Below are 17,196 nucleotides of genomic sequence, written 5' to 3'. Positions count from 1 at the left end.
ATATGATATTAAAAGAATTATTGCATGCGGTGCCTGTAATACAGGTTGAAGGTTCGCTCGAAGTGGAGATTGCTTCGGTGTGCTTTGATTCTCGAGAAGTGAAAGATGGGGCGCTCTTTGTAGCGGTTCGTGGTGTGCATACAGATGGACACCTCTTTGTCGATAAGGTAGGGGCTTTAGGGGCAGCGGCTGTTGTTGTCGAAGAGTTGCCAGCAGACCTATTGGAAGGGGTGACTTACTTATTGGTCAATGATAGTGCCTATGTCTTGGGATTGATTGCTGGAAATTTTTATGGCAACCCATCAAAGGATTTGAAGTTGGTCGGTGTGACTGGTACAAATGGAAAGACAACGGTGGCAACCTTGTTGTTTAATCTATTTGATCATTTGGGGTATCAGGTTGGTCTACTGTCTACCGTAGAGAATAGAATCGGTGACCGTATTATCCCGGCTACACATACCACACCAGATCCGGTAGCGCTGAATAAGTTGCTACGAGAAATGGTAGAAGAGGGCTGTGATTACTGTTTTATGGAGGTGAGCTCGCATGCTGTGGTACAACAGCGTATAGCGGGTCTGCGGTTTGCCGGTGGAATCTTTACGAATATCACGCATGATCATCTGGATTTCCATAAAACGTTTAGCAATTATATAAAAGCGAAGAAGTGCTTTTTCGATGAGTTGGATCGTTATGCTTTTGCATTGACCAATATCGATGATAAGAATGGAGCGGTGATGTTGCAAAATACTTTCGGGCACCGGAAGACTTATGGTCTGCAAAGTATGGCGGACTTTAAGGCTAAGGTAATAGAAAGTCATTTTGATGGGATGTTGCTGCAGATTGATGGACAGGAGGTTTGGGTCAAATTGGTGGGCGGATTTAATGCTTATAATATTTTGGCAGTATACGGCGCTGCAATTCTGTTGGAGCAAGAGACTTTAAAAGTGTTGACTGCATTGAGCGAGATCACAGGTGCAGAAGGACGTTTTGAGACGGTGCGTTCGGCTAAAGGGATTGTTGGAGTTGTCGATTATGCCCATACCCCCGATGCTGTAGAGAACGTACTAGAGACGATCCAGCAACTGCGCACAGGAACACAGCAGATTATTACGGTATTAGGCTGTGGCGGAGATCGTGATCGGACCAAACGTCCAGAAATGGCTAAAGTGGCTTTGAAGTACAGCGACAAGGTTATTATTACTTCAGATAATCCGCGTACAGAGGATCCGCTGGCTATTATCAAAGAAATGGAAGCAGGAATACCTGCCGATAAAAAGAAAAATACGTTTAGTATCTCGGATCGGAGGGAAGCTATCCGTGCGGCATGCCATTTGGCATCGCCAGGGGATATTGTGCTGATTGCCGGAAAGGGACACGAAAAATACCAAGAAATCAATGGCGTGCGTCATCATTTTGATGATCGTGAGGAATTGGAAAATACATTTAACGAACAATAATAAGAGCCGATGTTATATTACTTATTTAATTGGTTACAAGAGCACTTGCATATTCCTGGGGCGGGGTTGTTTCAGTACATCTCGTTTAGGACGGCAATGGCGGTTATTGTCTCTTTGATTATTACCACCGTCTTTGGTAGCCGTTTGATCCGGTTGTTGCACAAAAAACAGGTCGGTGAGACTATTCGCGACTTAGGGTTAGAAGGGGAGAAAAAGAAGCAGGGTACACCAACAATGGGAGGATTGATTATCATCGCAGGTATTCTCGTCCCGACATTATTGTTTGCCAAGTTGGATAATATTTATGTTATCATCATGATCATTACGACTCTTTGGATGGGAGCTATCGGTTTTCTAGATGATTATATCAAGGTCTTTCGGAAGAATAAAGAGGGATTGGCTGGCCGATTTAAGGTGATTGGTCAAGTGGGATTAGGTACGCTGATCGCTATAACGATGTATTTCCACCCGGATATCGTGGTGCGGGAGCAGGTGACAAATCCGAGTTCATCGCGACCTGTGGAGGTGATTATCAATCCACAGACCGGCGAAAAGACTTATGCTGAAAATGTGAAGTCAACAAAGACGAACATTCCGTTTTACAAAAATAATGAGTTTGATTATTCCAAAGTATTGGATGTTTTTGGCCTAGAAGGTAAGTGGCCTACTTTTTTTCTATTCCTATTTGTTGTCGTATTTATCGTGACAGCGGTATCGAATGGAGCAAATATAACGGACGGTATAGATGGATTGGCGACGGGGACGTCAGCGATCATAGGGATTACCCTAGCCATATTGGCGTATGTGTCGGGTAATATTATTTTCTCAGATTATTTGAATATCATGTATATCCCGAATTCGGGGGAGCTGGTGATTTTCGCGGGAGCATTTATAGGAGCTTGTACTGGATTTTTGTGGTACAATGCTTACCCTGCACAGGTATTTATGGGGGATACGGGATCGTTGATGATCGGAGGTAATATCGCCGCATTCGCTATCCTGATTCGGAAGGAGTTGTTGATTCCTGTCTTGTGTGGAGTGTTCCTGATTGAGTTGGTGTCGGTTATTACACAGGTTTCCTATTTTAAGTATACGAAGAAGAAGTTTGGTGAAGGGCGACGCATTTTCTTAATGTCTCCGTTGCATCATCATTACCAAAAGAAAGGATATCACGAAGCCAAGATTGTAACCCGATTTGTAATTGTGGGTGTTATCCTGGCGATTTTAACCATAGTAACGTTGAAAGTTAGATAAGATGGCAAATATTGCAAACACATATTATCCACAGCAAGGTCGCTTAGTGATTCTGGGAGCAGGAGAGAGCGGCGTTGGAGCTGCTATCCTGGGTAAGGACAAGGGGTTTGATGTATTTGTATCCGACCTAGGGGTGATAGCGGAATCTTATCAAAAGCAGTTGCAAGATGAAGGAATCGCTTTTGAAAGCGGTCAGCATACAGAAGCGGCTATTTTGAATGCAGATGTGATTGTCAAGAGTCCCGGTATTCCGGAGAAGGCCCCCTTAATAAAGAAACTGAGAGAAGCGGGTATTCCACTTATTTCGGAAATCGAATTTGCAGCACAGTATACCGATGCACGATTGATCTGTATTACAGGATCAAATGGAAAGTCGACAACAACGATGTTGACACATTATATGTTAGAGAAGGCAGGTCTTAACGTGGGATTGGCAGGAAATATCGGGAAAAGTTTTGCCCTACAGGTGGCGCGCGCGGATTTTGATGTGTACGTCTTGGAGATATCGAGTTTTATGCTGGACGATATGTACCACTTTAGAGCCGATGTGGCTGTATTGCTGAATATTACTCCAGATCATTTGGATCGGTATGATTACAAGATGGAAAACTATGTGAACTCGAAGTTCAGAGTGATTCAGAATCAAACGGCTAACGATTTCTTTATCTACTGTAGCGATGATGAAGAGACGGTCAAAGCACTGCCGAGATTTGATATAAAAGCAATGATGCTACCGATGACACAAGAGGATGTCGTGTCGGTAGGTGCATATTTAAACGAGAAGAAAGAATTAATAATTAACATACCTAATAGAGAGATATTTGCGATGAATATTGAAGAGTTATCATTACAGGGAAGACACAACGTGTACAATAATATGGCGTCAGGTTTGGTCGCTAAAGTACAAGAGTTGCGCAATCAGACGATGAAGGAGAGTATGGGCTCTTATGTCAATATTCCGCACCGATTGGAGCATGTGGCATTTATAGGTGGTGTCAATTATATCAACGATTCTAAGGCTACTAACGTGAATTCGGTATGGTATGCGTTGGAAAGCTTTTCTCCAGATATCGTTCTTCTGTTAGGAGGGGTAGATAAAGGAAATGATTATGATATGTTGCGCGATTTGGTGAAGCAAAAGGTTAAAGCGATTATCTGTATCGGTAAGGATACTTCACGCATTCATGATGCATTTGAAGATGAGGTAGAAGTGATTGTAAACAGTGCTTCTATGGATGACGCTGTACAGATCGCATCGCATCTTGCTAAAAAAGGAGATACTGTATTGTTGTCACCTGCTTGCGCAAGTTTTGATTGGTTTAAAAATTACGAAGAACGAGGAGATAAATTTAAAGATGCTGTAATGGCGTTGTAGGTTTGGTAGTTATCAAGTTAACAAGTGAAGGAGTTATCAAGTTAAGGAGTTGCCAAGGTTTTGAATGGTCAAGGCAACTCGATAACAAGATAACTCGATAACAAGATCACTGGATAACAGAGAAAAGAAAGATAATGGAACAGATATTTGCAAAACTTAAAGGAGACAAGTGGATCTGGATTATCGTGATAATTCTATCAGGATGGTCTCTGCTTGCTGTGTATAGTTCTGTAGGTACGTTGGCTTATAAAGAAGGAAAAGGGACGGAACTGTATCTGTTTAAGCATTTTTCTATTGTAGCTGTGGGGTTGCTTTTGATGTATCTGTCCCATAAGTTGGATTACAAATGGTACGCAGGTATTTCGAAGATACTGATGGTTATTACAATCCCTTTACTGTTATATACGTTGATTTTCGGTAGTTCAGTGAATGAGGCATCGCGGTGGGTTACCATCCCAGTGATCAATCAGACATTCCAAACTTCGGATTTGGCAAAACTAGCTCTGATTACCTTCTTGGCGCGTATGTTGTCACGTAAGCAAGAGGAGATTAAGGATGTGAAGAAGTCCTTTGTTCCTATTATGGGGGCAGTCTGTGCGGTTTTTGTTTTGATTGCCTGGGCCAACTTGTCTACGGCGGTGATGCTTTTTGGAACCAGTGTTCTTTTGTTGTTGATTGGCCGTATTTCCTTTAGGCAGATTGCTATGGTTACGGCAGGTGTAGCGGTATTGGGAATAATAGTGATCTCTGTTGGTCCGCGACGGGCGACTTATTTCAGCCGTATTGAAGGTTTCTTCAAGACGGAGGAAGTGCACGAGACGAATGTTCCTTTTCAGGAGGATAAAAACTATCAGGCGAATAATGCTAAAATCGCAATTGCGACAGGTGGTATGTTTGGTCTAGGACCTGGGAATAGTGTGCAGCGTAATGTTTTGCCACATCCTTATTCGGATTTCATATTCGCGATTATAATTGAAGAATATGGTACGATGGGGGGCGTGATTCTATTGTTCTTGTATTTGGCTTTGATGTACCGTTGTATTCGTATCGTAACGATGAGTCCACGTGCATTCGGTGCATTTTTGGCAGCAGGTTTAGGGTTTAGCCTAACAATACAGGCTCTTGCAAATATGGCAGTGGCTGTAGGATTAGGGCCGGTGACAGGAGTTCCGCTTCCATTAGTAAGTATGGGTGGGACATCCATTTTGTTTACATCAGTGGCATTAGGGATAATTCTGTCTGTGAGTAGGAATATTGAAGAATTAAAAGGTAAAGAAGAATTGGACGAGGTGATAAAGCCTAAAAGGGTTGTCGTCGGTACAATTTGATTTTAAGTTAAAGAGTTAAGGGGGTAAAGAGTTAAGAGATCTCTCCATACGCAATACCTACTACTCAATACTAAATACTAATAAAATGGCGCATAAAGTAATTATCAGTGGTGGCGGTACAGGAGGACATATCTTCCCTGCGATAGCAATTGCTAATGCTTTGCGCCGTATTGAGCCCGATGTTGAGATTCTGTTTGTTGGAGCCGAGGGAAAGATGGAGATGGAGAAAGTGCCGGCGGCAGGTTATACGATAATCGGTTTGAATATTCAGGGGTTCAACCGTTCGTCTTTGCTGAAAAATCTGTCTTTGCCATTTAAGATGCTGGATAGCTTGTTGAAGGCAAGAAAGATTATCAAGGATTTTAAAGCTGACGTCGCGGTAGGTGTTGGTGGATATGCTTCTGGTCCGTTGTTGATGATGGCAAATATGATGGGAGTGCCAACGCTGATTCAGGAGCAAAACTCTTTTGCTGGAAAGACAAATAAGAGCTTAGGCAAGAAAGCTAAGAAAGTCTGTGTTGCTTATGAGGGGATGGAGCAGTTCTTTGCAAAGGAAAAGGTGCTATTGACGGGAAATCCCATTCGCCGTACGTCGGTGGATATTGAAGGTAAAAAAGGAGAGGCTTTGGTTGATTTCGGTCTAGAAGCGGGTAAGAAAACTATTTTGGTGACGGGGGGAAGTCTAGGGGCGGGTACGCTCAATGACTGCGTGAAGAATAATATTGATAAGTTGAATGCGGCAGGTGTACAGGTCATCTGGCAATGCGGAGGGTACTATGTAGATAAGCTGACAGCAGAACTTGGAGGGGAACTTCCCAATAGCATTAAAATGTCTGCTTTCTTGCAGAAGATGGATTATGCATATGCTGCCGCAGATCTGATCGTGGCCCGTGCAGGAGCAGGTACAATCTCAGAACTATGTGTGGTCGGTAAGCCTGTTATTTTGGTGCCGTCGCCTAATGTAGCTGAGGACCATCAGACAAAAAATGCGATGGCATTAGTGAATAAGAACGCCGCAGTGATGGTGAAGGATGTGGAGGCGAGAGATGTGCTGGTGGATAAAATATTGGAATTATTAAATGATGCTCCTACATCGGAGAAGCTGGCGCAGAATATAGAAAAAATGGCCTTGCTGGATGCCGATGAGGTAATTGCAAAAGAGGTATTGAAATTAATCTAGGAATAGGGGATATGAACATTGATCAGATAAAGAAAGTTTATTTAATCGGTATCGGTGGTATCGGGATGAGTGGTCTGGCGCGTTACTTTCATAAACTCGGCTGTGAGGTGAGTGGATATGATAGAACGGAGACGGAACTAACCATGGCTTTGGCTCAGGAAGGTATCCCTGTGGTGTATGAAGATGATGTCACTACGATCGATGCCTCTTTTTCAGCACCATCGGAAGAAGCTTTGGTTATCTATACACCAGCCGTTCCTAAGGAGTTGAAGATAAAAAAATATTTTCTGGATAAAGGCTTCGAGCTTTTCAAACGCTCACAGGTATTAGGGATTATCAGTGCTAGCCGTTTTACTATTGGAGTAGCGGGTACGCATGGTAAGACGACGACCTCAACAATGATTGCTCATATTTTGAAAGATTCCGGTTATGATTGCTCTGCATTCTTAGGGGGGATAAGTTCAAACTATAATACGAATGTGCTTTTTGGAGCAAATAATGTGGTGGTGGTCGAAGCAGATGAGTATGACCGTTCGTTTTTGACGCTACATCCAGATATTGCTATCGTGACATCTGCAGATGCGGATCACTTGGATATCTATGGCGATGAATCACATTTGATCGAATCCTTTGAGATGTATCTGGATAGGGTTGTCGATGGTGGAAAGCGGATTGTGAAAAAAGGCTTGCCTTTTAAAGGAGATATTAGCTATTCGCAGGATGTTGAAGCGGATGCCTATGCTAAAAATATACACGTTAAAGACGGTCAGTTTTATTTTGATTACGTGAGTCATGAAGTGACAATCGCGAATGTTCTTTTAGGTATAGCGGGGCTTCACAATGTGGAGAATGCGGTAGCCGCGATTACGGTAGCGCGACTGTTGAAGATAGATGATTCAAAGATCGTCGACGCACTGGCTAATTTCAAAGGGGCCAAGCGTCGCTTTGAATTTATTGTTAGGAATGAGAAGCATATTTACATTGATGACTATGCGCATCATCCCGAAGAGCTAAGGGCTTTTTTGAGTTCTATGCGTAAACTTTATCCAGAGAAGAAATTGTCGGTTGTATTTCAGCCACATTTATTTAGCCGTACGCGTGATTTTATAGATGGATTTGCAGAGGTATTGGGTATGGCGGATGAGCTGTTGCTTATGGAAATATATCCTGCACGCGAATTACCTATCGAAGGAGTGACTTCTTCGTGGTTGTTGGATAAAGTCGATTTGTCGAACAAGCGCGTGGTGAGTCCACAGGAAGTTTTGGAGATCGCTAGGGACGAGCAGCCTGAATTGTTGGTAACAGTAGGGGCAGGAGATATCGATCGATTGGTGAAACCATTGAAAGAATTATTGGAGAGCTAGTATGAGAAATATCAGATGGAGCATGGTTTTTTACGTTTTCTTAGGTCTAGTGATCTTTGTAGGCTTAGCTATGCTTATGAGTCTGGTGTCGAAGAAGGATAGTCAACAGCTATGTAAAGAGTTGAAAGTAGTTGTGGAGGGTAAGGAAACATTTATCGACCAACAGGATATTTCGAAGATGATCGACCAGAAATTCGGGTCAGTTGTTGGAAAAGATTTAGCAGGTATAAAAGTACAACAGATAGAAGAAGCGATCGAAATGTTGCCCTATGTCTCTAATGCGGAGGTGCATCTGGATATGGATGGGACGATGCAGGTCACGGTACAGCAACGCGAAGTCGTATTGCGCGTGATCAACAAAGCCGGACGTGAGTACTATGTCGATCGCTCTGGCAAGAAAGTTCCTGTGACATTGAAATATGTACCGCATGTGATGGTGGCCAATGGCAATATCAGTGAAGGGTATAAGCAACCGCTGGAGATGGTCGAGTCCAAGTTAGTGCAGGATTTGGTACGTATAGCGGGACATGTTCGAGGCGATAATCTTTGGGAAAACCAAATTGTACAGATTTTTGTCAATGAACAGCGGGATATCGAATTGATTCCACGTGTAGGGCGGGAAGTCTTGGTGATCGGTTCGGCAGATTCTCTAGATTATAAACTTCGAAGGCTAGAAGTGTATTACAAGAATATTCTGCCTAAGGTAGGCAGTGAGGCCTATGAAAAAGTGAACGTCAAGTATGGCGGTCAGATCATCTGTGAGCGCAGGGGGAACTGGTTTATCGACAGTTTGCAGATGAAAATAAATATGAAAAATTAACAATACAGCATAATATACAGCATATGAAACCAAGAATTACAGACATTGAAAGAGAGAATCCAATCATCGTAGGATTGGATATCGGTACAACAAAGATTTGTGTTACTGTAGGGAGACGCAGTGGTTCGAATAAAATTGAGTTGTTGGGCGTTGGTAAAGCCGAATCTGCAGGAGTAAACCGTGGCGTGGTCGCTAATATTCAAAAGACCGTATTCAGTATCAGGGAAGCAGTTTCCTCGGCTGAAGGACAGTCCAATGTGGATATTAAGGTCGTGAATATCGGGATTGCAGGTCAGCACATCAAGAGTATCCAACATCGCGGTATTTTAACCAAAAGCGATGATGATGAAATAGGTAGAATCGATGTAGAACGATTGATTTCGGATATGTATAAATTGGTTCTTCCTCCAGGAGAAGAGATTATCCATGTCTTGCCTCAGGAGTTCACAATAGATAATGAACCTGGTATCAAAGAACCTATCGGAATGGCAGGGCGTCGTATGGAAGCAAATTTCCATATCATCTCTGGACGGGTTACGGATATTAAAAACATCAAGAAGTGTGTTGATAATGCTGATCTTGAAGTTTCGTCCCTGGTGTTGGAGCCTTTAGCATCTTCCGAAGCTGTATTGGATGATGAAGAAAAAATGGCTGGTGTTGTTCTTGTTGATATTGGTGGAGGTACTACCGACGTGGCTATTTTCCACGAAGGAATCATCCGTCATACTGCTGTAATTCCATTAGGAGGTAATATTGTAACTGAAGATATTCGTCAAGGTTGTGCTGTACTTAGAAACCAGGCGGAGCAGTTGAAAGTGAGATACGGATCATCATTGGCAGATGAGAATAAAGAGAATGAGGTAATCTGTGTTCCGGGAATCCGTGGACGTGACTCGAAAGAAATATCGGTCAAAAACTTGGCTTATATCATTCAGGCACGTATGGAAGAAATCATTGAACACGTATACTACGAAATTAAATCTTCTGGATACGAGGATAAGCTGATCGCAGGTATTGTTATTACAGGTGGAGGTGCACAGTTGAAGCATTTGGTGCAATTGGTCGAGTATATCACTGGAATAGATTGCCGCATCGGTTATCCAAATGAGTACCTAGCGAAGACGGATATGTTGAACAAGCAGACATTTGAGGAAATGAAGAGCCCAATGTACGCTACAAGTATAGGTCTTTTGATCAAAGGTATTCAGATCTTGGAAGATGAGGAAGCAGCTCATCAGGAAATTGTGAGTAAAAAGCCTGAAAAAGTTCAGGTAAAAGAGATTGCGGAAAAGCAAAGTAAAAAAGAAAGTTGGTTTACGAAAATTATTTCAGAGTTCATTCGCGATAATCAAGAGATTGATGACGATACATTTATCGGGAAGAAATAATTTTCAACACAGCATGGTTTTTTCCACATTTTAACAATTGTGGAAAACTGTTGTTAATAATTTGGTATTATTACATTCGAATTGTTGAGTTTCGTTTTGATTGCTTGGCAGTTCATAAAAATAGGATATTATGTCGATACAATTTGAAATGTTAAAGGAACAATCATCTATAATCAAGGTTATAGGTGTTGGTGGTGGCGGTGGCAATGCTGTCAATCACATGTACAAGCAAGGGATTAGTGGTGTAGATTTTATTGTGTGCAACACAGATGCGCAAGCGCTGGAGTTGAGCCCAATTCCTAACAAAGTACAATTGGGAGCTAGTCTTACAGAAGGTATGGGGGCTGGTGCAGATCCTGATGTTGGTGAAAACTCTGCTATCGAAAGTATCGACGATATCAAGCGGATGTTAGGAGCTAACACAAAAATGTTGTTTATCACTGCTGGAATGGGTGGAGGAACCGGAACTGGAGCTAGCCCTGTGTTGGCGAAGGCTGCGAAAGAGATGGGAATTCTGACGGTTGCTATCATTACGACTCCATTTACATTCGAAGGCAAAAAACGTCGCTCTCAGGCGGAAGAAGGCTTGAGCGAACTTCGTAAGTATGTCGATTCTTATTTGGTTATTTCGAATGATCGTCTTCGTGAAATCTTCGGTAACTTGACTATGACTGCTGCTTTTGCAAAGGCGGATGATATATTGACTACTGCTGCAAAAGGTATTGCTGAGATTATAACTATCCCTGGTTATGTCAACGTGGATTTTAAAGATGTGCGCACAGTTATGAACGATAGCGGTGTGGCAATCATGGGGAATCATGTTGCATCGGGAGATGATAGAGCACTGAAAGCGGTAACAGGTGCGTTAGCATCGCCGTTACTTAAGGATAATGAAATCGAGGGTGCTCGTTATATTTTATTGAATATTACATCGGGTAAGACAGAGGTGACTATGGATGAGGTCGCAATTATCACTGATTTTATTCAAGAGAAGGCTGGATTGACTGCCGATTTGATTTGGGGTAACTGTGTGGATGAGGCGTTGGAAGATGGTTTGTCTGTGACTATTATTGCTACAGGTTTCCAGACATCAGAAGAGCGGATTAAGGAGAAAGAAAAAGAAAAAGTGGCCTTGCCGCTTACACCAGAGGCTCCGGCTTCTTTCGTTAAGCCTGTTGCGCAGAATCAGTTTGCAGAGCGGACTGTGGACGCTAGGATGGATAGCTATGTAAAGCCTGTTGTCCCTACTAATGCTATGGAGACTCCTGTGAGCACTTCGCAGGCTGATTTGTTTTCTGTACCTAGTAAACCTGCTGGTTTTTCTAATTCTTCGGTACAGGCCGAACCTCAAATAGTTCGTCATACATTGGATATGCAAGATGACTTTGTGGAAGAGAAAGAAGAAAGTAACGGTTTTGAGTTAAAGACCTCGCCTTCAGTTTTCGAATTTAAGTTACCTACGGTATTTGACGCTTATGAAGAGAAGGTAGATCAGGAGGTCGAAAATCAAGTGAATGATATCGTGAGTCCCTTTGCTAGCACACCCGCTACGCCATCTGTGACAAGCGCAACGGTTAAGGTGGAAGATGAGGTTAATTTTGAAGATCAACTGTTGAAGACCAAAGAGCGGATTTTAAGACTTAAGGAATTAAGTATGAAACTCAAGTCTTCCAATGGATTGGCGGAATTGGAGAACGAGCCTGCTTATAAAAGAAAGCAAAAGACATTAGATGATGTGCCTCATTCTGCGGACTCACAGGTTTCTCGTTTTACGTTGTCTTTTGATGAAGGTGTTACGGAGATCCGTTCGAATAATTCATTTTTACATGATAATGTAGATTAAGCAATAGAAGTTTCTTACTGCTGTATAATAAAAAGGTCGGTTATCTTGATAGCTGACCTTTTTATGTAGGTTTTGTTTTTTAAAGAAAAGATGCTATTTTAGATGTCAAACTAAAATCTATAACTATATAAATCAGTAAATTATGGCAAGTATGAACAAATTTGAGGAATTAAAGGCTTTAGTGCAAGGATTGGAAGTGGAGGCAGAGAAGTTTTATGCTAAAGGAAACGGGGCCGCGGGGACGCGATTGCGAAAAGGGCTTCAGGATCTAAAAGGGCTTTCGCAAGAGTTGCGTTTAGGGATACAAGATTTGAAAAATAAGAAATAGGAAATTTTTCATGGTGCTAGAAAAGATATCGCTCGATATTCTTTCCTAGCACTATTAAAAATTAATCTTTTGCATGCAGTTTAAACAATTCTATTAGGTCTGGGATATTGCTTACTGCTAATTTATCAAAAATCCTACTTTTGTAAGTGCTCACAGTTGATGAGCTTAAGTTGAGCAGGTTAGATACCTCGAGGATACCATGTCCTTCAATGAGATGTTTTGCAACATCCATTTCTCTGTTGGATAGTTTATTTAGCGGATTTACACGATCCATGGAAGATTTGGTGCTCGTAAGCTTTTGTACATAAAGATCTTTTACTTCATTGGACATGTACTTTCCGCGATCCTGGATACTTTGTATGGCGTTAGCCAGTTCTTCCATTGCTGTGTTTTTGTTGAGGTAACCTGCGGCTCCGGCTTCTATATAGCGTAACGCGTAGATATTTTCATCGTAAGATGAGAATACTAGAATTTTTAGGTCGTGCTGGAAATTTAGAATTTCGCCGATTACTTTGATGTTATTGCCTCCTGGCATATTGATGTCTAGAAGCAGTAAGTCGAATTTTTCAAATTTAAGATGATCATAGACCTCTTTAATCGTGACTGCATTAGTTATAGAAACATCTTTAAATTTCTCGTTAATCACTACGGCAGCCCCTAGTCTGACTATGCTGTGGTCATCTGCAATGAGTATCTTTTTCATAAAGGGGGATGAACGTTTATATATTTAACAACTATTTAGTGTGAGCTTGAATAGGTGATTGCTGCTTACAAACATACGAAATAATCATTTATATATTTAGCATGTCGACATTAATTAATAATAAAAAACTTGCATGAATTGTCGTATTTTTGATTATTATCATTATAATTGTATGTATATTGAAAAACAAAAAAATAGAAAATTATGGGGTTTTTAAAAGAATTTAAAGAATTTGCAATGCGCGGTAGCGTATTAGATCTAGCTGTCGGTGTGGTAATCGGTGGTGCATTTGGTAAAATCGTTAGCTCTTTGGTGGACGATGTTATTATGCCTCCGATAGGTTTTATCACAGGAGGGGTGGATTTCAGTAATTTAAAATATGTAATTACAGAGGCTGATGCTGCAGCTGGGATAGAAGAAGTTGCTATCAAATATGGTAACTTTGCGAATGTGATTATCCAGTTTTTGATTATTGCATTCTGTATTTTTTTAGTGATCAAGGGAATTAATTCTTTTAATAAGAAAGAGGAGGCTGCTCCTGCTGCGCCACCAGCACCATCTAAGGAGGAGACACTGCTTTCTGAGATCAGAGATATATTAAAAAATAAATAGACTAACCTGATAAAGAGTTGTGCTGCGCTAAACTTTTTGATTTTAGTCCTTGTTAGTTTAGAAATAATACACTACTTTTGCATTCCTATTAAGGATAATTACAGGTAAGAATATTAAAAAAATATAATAAAGCGTCATGAAAAGAACATTTCAGCCTTCGCAAAGAAAAAGAAGAAACAAACACGGTTTTAGAGAGCGTATGAGCACAGCTAATGGTAGAAGAGTATTAGCGTCTCGTAGAGCTAAAGGAAGAAAACGTCTTAGTGTTTCTGACGAGTATCGCCACAAAGGCTAATACTTTTTTTAGCGCCGGTGACTTTAACTGTGCCGTTCCGGCATTTTCTGTCATCGTATGAAAAAAACATTTAAAAAAGAAGAACGACTATGTAATAAGAGCTTATTGAATAAGCTTTTTCATAGTGGTTCTTCTTTTGTTGTATACCCTTTTCGGATGGTATATACGGAGGTAGCGCTTGAGAAAGTGCAATCTCCTGTGAGTGTAGTTATATCTGTCTCAAAACGCAGATTTAAGGCCGCACCTCATCGTAATCGTATTAAGCGTTTGATCCGGGAAGCCTACCGACAGCAAAAGTCTATCGCACTTTATCCTTGCATGGAGTCTAAATCTTCGGGTCTGTTGCTCGCGATACAGTATGTGGGAAAGGAAGAAGTACCCTTTGCTACGGTGTGGACAAAAATGGAAAAAGCACTAGCACAGTTGATCAATGAAAATAATCAATAGTATCGGTTTGTTTGCAGTGAAGATTCTGCAAGGAATCTTTTTGTTGATTATACGATTTTATCAGCTTTTTATCTCTCCATTGCTAGGAGCAAACTGTAGATATACCCCAACTTGTTCGCAATACGGTAAGGAGGCTATCCTTAAATACGGACCTTTTAAGGGTGGTTGGTTAGCAATCAAACGTATCGCCAGTTGTAATCCTTGGGGAGGACACGGGCATGATCCTGTGCCCTAAATTTAACCTGTTTTCAGAAAGTATCATTCTATGTGTAGCTATATATTGCAAATTGACACAGCGACTGAAGTTTGCTCGGTCTCGCTCAGTAACAACGGAAAGCTTTTTGCCGAGCTCACGGCAGAGGAGCGGAATATGCATGCCTCAGGCCTTACCGTTTGTATCGATAGATTGTTGAAAAGTGTGTCGTTGGATTATGCAGACCTTTCCGCAGTAGCTGTCAGTATGGGGCCTGGTTCTTATACAGGGCTTCGAATTGGCGTGTCTACAGCAAAAGGATTGTGTTATGCATTGGATATACCTCTGCTTGGTGTGAATACCTTAGAAAGCATGTACGAAGGTTATATTGCGAAGAATGAAACTAAAGATAATCTTGTTTATATCCCTATGTTGGATGCAAGGCGGATGGAAGTATATATGTCGGTATTTGATGATCAAAAGAATTGCTTGCATAAGACAGAAGCGGTTATTGTAGACGCAGATACGTTTGATGTTTTTGCTCCAAAAAATGTTGTACTCTTCGGTTCTGGAGCAAATAAGTTCCAAGAACTGTTTGAAGGTAGCGCGCAAGTGAAAATAGATACAGAATACCAACACTCGTCCGCTTACTTAAGCACGATTGCATTCCAGAAATTTCAAAATAAGGAGGTTGAAGAATTGATTTATTTTGAACCCTTCTATCTTAAGGAGTTTGTGGCGACGGTGTCTAAGAAGCTTATTTAAGTTATAGCCATCTTTTTCGTTTAAACCAGTAATAGATCAGTACGGAGAGTAGGGCCATGATGATCAATATACCTGCGTAACCGTATTCCCATTCCAGTTCAGGCATATTTTCGAAATTCATTCCATAGACACCGACGATAAACGTCAAAGGCATAAAGAATACGGATATAATGGTCAGCGTCCGCATGATTTCGTTGGTATGGTTGGACTCGATATTGAAGTAGATGTTCAATAATTGAGAGGTGTTTTCAGAGATATTGCGATAGAGTGTGCTGGTTCTTGAAAATAAATCCCTCAAATCCTGTGTATAGATGTTTTTGTACTCTGGCATATGGAAGTAATCCACAATATCTTTGTAAAGTGTGAGCACGCTTCGGGTGACATCAATCTGTCTTTTGATATAGTATAATTTTTTTAAGAAGGGTTTTCTTCGGTGGTGCAGGAAAACAATCTCTTCGTATTCATCAAGTTGCATAGCCATTTTTCCTAAGACTAGATCTTCAAATGTTTTGAGGGTATCCGAGACTAATGCATTGACTAGTGTTTTGCTGGATTGTAGTCGCTTGTGGGTACGTTCGATTGTTTTAAGACGCTCGAGAAAGTCGATTTGATTTCGATGTACGGTGATTACGACATTTTCATTGTAAAACAAGGATATGCGATCGGTGACTTCTACAAGAGAGTCTGATTCTTCGTCAAATTTATTCGGAATAGATCGTAGTATCAGGAAGTGGTAGTTCTCGAATTCCTCAATTTTTGGCAGGTGGCCTGTTTCTAAACAATCTTTTATAGAGGCATCATTAAGTTTGTATTTTTCCTTCAGCTCCGTGAAATCTTCTATTTTTGGATTGGATATGTCAATCCATTCAAAACTGCTTTCTGGATTCTGGAGGATATATGTTACCATAGGTGATTGCTTTAATTTTGTATTAAAGTAATCATATTGGTTTATATTATCAAGAATGAATGAGTTTCCGCCGACTACAAGTGGAGGCACGTATAAAACAAAAGAGGGATTCAAACTTGATTTGAATCCCTCTTTATGGTGTTTTTTTTCCCTATTTCTTTTCAGCAGGTTTCTTTGCGCTGTACTCTTTGTTCAACGCTTCAACTACCTCTTTTGTGATATCTAATTTTGAATCTGCATAGATTACAGCAGGATTTGTTTTAGAATAAGTCAACACGAACTGATATCCTTTTTCTTCAGCGTGTTTTTTCAAATATTCAGTAATTGCGTTATAGACTGCATTGAATTCTGTTGCTTCGTCTTGTGCTAGGGATTGAGAAGCATTTTGGTCTAATCTTCCTAGTTCATCTTGCTTGCGTGCTAATTTTTCTTCGGTAGCCTGGCGGTCGGAAGCACTCATTGTAGCTGCTTTTTGTTGGTATTCTGCAACTTCTCTTTGGAACGCCTGTCCTTTAGACTGTAGGTCTGATTGAGCTTTCTTTACTTTAGCCTCAAGTTTGGATTTGATGTCCTTGAAGTATACATATTTCTCAGAAAGTGTATCTGAGTTTACATAGACAATTTTCTCTTGAATTTTGACAGGAGAGGCAGCTGCTGTGCTATCATTTTTAGAAGCTGGCGCATTGGATGCATTTTGATTACATGATGCAACCGATGCTACTAATATTAATCCTAAAGTAACTTTTGATAAGTTTGCTAAAATTCTATTCATTCTTTTGTCTATTTTGATCTTTTTGTATGCTTCTGTTTACAACGTTCTATAGGGCTTTATTTCAATCATGAGAGGCTTATGGGCCGATGTCTTTATGTCCTTTTCTCGTTGGAAAAACAAACCTACTATAAAAAAATTACAAATCCATCTTTTTCGCTTTTTTGT

The 17,196-nt window shown here is 40.9% G+C and carries 18 protein-coding genes; 15 read left to right on the top strand and 3 right to left on the bottom strand.

Going from position 1 to position 17,196, the window contains the following annotated elements; genetic code table 11:
* The first annotated feature begins 2 nt into the window (after positions 1-2).
* From M472_RS38945 to M472_RS38900, 10 genes are all read left to right on the top strand, one after another.
* Positions 3-1,457 carry a UDP-N-acetylmuramoyl-L-alanyl-D-glutamate--2,6-diaminopimelate ligase gene (locus tag M472_RS38945; RefSeq protein ID WP_021071417.1) on the top strand — a complete coding sequence of 485 codons (1,455 nt, stop codon included), beginning with the start codon at positions 3-5 and terminating at the stop codon, positions 1,455-1,457.
* A 9-nt stretch (positions 1,458-1,466) separates the two neighbouring features.
* Positions 1,467-2,711 (top strand): phospho-N-acetylmuramoyl-pentapeptide-transferase, encoded by a 1,245-nt coding sequence (gene mraY, locus M472_RS38940; RefSeq protein ID WP_021071416.1) that lies wholly within the window; start codon positions 1,467-1,469, stop codon positions 2,709-2,711.
* A gap of 1 nt (position 2,712) precedes the next feature.
* Entirely contained in the window at positions 2,713-4,086 is a 1,374-nt protein-coding gene (gene murD, locus M472_RS38935) for a UDP-N-acetylmuramoyl-L-alanine--D-glutamate ligase (RefSeq protein ID WP_021071415.1), read from the top strand.
* Between the two features lie 134 nt (positions 4,087-4,220).
* Complete coding sequence (locus M472_RS38930; protein WP_021071414.1) at positions 4,221-5,414, top strand: FtsW/RodA/SpoVE family cell cycle protein; 1,194 nt, start codon at positions 4,221-4,223, stop codon at positions 5,412-5,414.
* 85 nt (positions 5,415-5,499) lie between these two features.
* Positions 5,500-6,594, top strand: coding sequence for an undecaprenyldiphospho-muramoylpentapeptide beta-N-acetylglucosaminyltransferase (gene murG / locus M472_RS38925; RefSeq protein ID WP_021071413.1), 1,095 nt, complete (start codon positions 5,500-5,502; stop codon positions 6,592-6,594).
* 11 nt (positions 6,595-6,605) lie between these two features.
* Complete coding sequence (gene murC / locus M472_RS38920) at positions 6,606-7,958, top strand: UDP-N-acetylmuramate--L-alanine ligase (RefSeq protein WP_021071412.1); 1,353 nt, start codon at positions 6,606-6,608, stop codon at positions 7,956-7,958.
* A 1-nt stretch (position 7,959) separates the two neighbouring features.
* Entirely contained in the window at positions 7,960-8,778 is an 819-nt protein-coding gene (locus M472_RS38915) for a cell division protein FtsQ/DivIB (protein WP_022829411.1), read from the top strand.
* Between the two features lie 23 nt (positions 8,779-8,801).
* Positions 8,802-10,166, top strand: a complete 1,365-nt coding sequence (gene ftsA / locus M472_RS38910) for a cell division protein FtsA (protein WP_021071410.1) — start codon at positions 8,802-8,804, stop codon at positions 10,164-10,166.
* Between the two features lie 130 nt (positions 10,167-10,296).
* Positions 10,297-12,009 carry a cell division protein FtsZ gene (gene ftsZ, locus M472_RS38905; RefSeq protein WP_021071409.1) on the top strand — a complete coding sequence of 571 codons (1,713 nt, stop codon included), beginning with the start codon at positions 10,297-10,299 and terminating at the stop codon, positions 12,007-12,009.
* Between the two features lie 151 nt (positions 12,010-12,160).
* On the top strand, positions 12,161-12,337 hold the full coding sequence (locus tag M472_RS38900) for a hypothetical protein (protein WP_021071408.1): 177 nt from the start codon (positions 12,161-12,163) through the stop codon (positions 12,335-12,337).
* A 61-nt stretch (positions 12,338-12,398) separates the two neighbouring features.
* On the opposite strand, the gene M472_RS38895 is transcribed toward M472_RS38900, so the two are convergent.
* The gene (locus M472_RS38895) at positions 12,399-13,040 is read right to left on the bottom strand and encodes a response regulator (RefSeq protein WP_021071407.1); all 642 of its coding nucleotides are present in this window, start codon (positions 13,038-13,040) and stop codon (positions 12,399-12,401) included.
* Positions 13,041-13,244: 204 nt separating this feature from the next.
* On the opposite strand from M472_RS38895, the gene mscL reads away from it, so the two are divergent.
* From mscL to tsaB, 5 genes are all read left to right on the top strand, one after another.
* Positions 13,245-13,652, top strand: coding sequence for a large-conductance mechanosensitive channel protein MscL (gene mscL, locus M472_RS38890; protein WP_021071406.1), 408 nt, complete (start codon positions 13,245-13,247; stop codon positions 13,650-13,652).
* A gap of 136 nt (positions 13,653-13,788) precedes the next feature.
* The gene (rpmH, locus tag M472_RS45020) at positions 13,789-13,947 is read left to right on the top strand and encodes a 50S ribosomal protein L34 (protein ID WP_081643199.1); all 159 of its coding nucleotides are present in this window, start codon (positions 13,789-13,791) and stop codon (positions 13,945-13,947) included.
* Between the two features lie 57 nt (positions 13,948-14,004).
* On the top strand, positions 14,005-14,394 hold the full coding sequence (locus tag M472_RS38885; RefSeq protein WP_021071405.1) for a ribonuclease P protein component: 390 nt from the start codon (positions 14,005-14,007) through the stop codon (positions 14,392-14,394).
* Entirely contained in the window at positions 14,378-14,629 is a 252-nt protein-coding gene (gene yidD / locus M472_RS38880) for a membrane protein insertion efficiency factor YidD (protein WP_021071404.1), read from the top strand. Before M472_RS38885 ends, yidD begins: the two co-directional genes overlap by 17 nt.
* A gap of 30 nt (positions 14,630-14,659) precedes the next feature.
* Positions 14,660-15,352 carry a tRNA (adenosine(37)-N6)-threonylcarbamoyltransferase complex dimerization subunit type 1 TsaB gene (gene tsaB, locus M472_RS38875; RefSeq protein ID WP_021071403.1) on the top strand — a complete coding sequence of 231 codons (693 nt, stop codon included), beginning with the start codon at positions 14,660-14,662 and terminating at the stop codon, positions 15,350-15,352.
* A 1-nt stretch (position 15,353) separates the two neighbouring features.
* On the opposite strand, the gene M472_RS38870 is transcribed toward tsaB, so the two are convergent.
* Together M472_RS38870 and M472_RS38865 are read right to left on the bottom strand one after the other, a co-directional pair.
* Positions 15,354-16,259 (bottom strand): magnesium transporter CorA family protein, encoded by a 906-nt coding sequence (locus tag M472_RS38870; RefSeq protein ID WP_031301906.1) that lies wholly within the window; start codon positions 16,257-16,259, stop codon positions 15,354-15,356.
* Between the two features lie 151 nt (positions 16,260-16,410).
* Positions 16,411-17,031 (bottom strand): OmpH family outer membrane protein, encoded by a 621-nt coding sequence (locus M472_RS38865; RefSeq protein ID WP_021071401.1) that lies wholly within the window; start codon positions 17,029-17,031, stop codon positions 16,411-16,413.
* Positions 17,032-17,196: the final 165 nt, after the last annotated feature.

It is taken from the genome of Sphingobacterium paucimobilis HER1398, assembly GCF_000416985.1.
Lineage (GTDB): Bacteria > Bacteroidota > Bacteroidia > Sphingobacteriales > Sphingobacteriaceae > Sphingobacterium > Sphingobacterium paucimobilis.
Note: the sequence above shows the minus strand (reverse complement) of the source record. Positions and strands in the feature narration are given on the sequence as shown.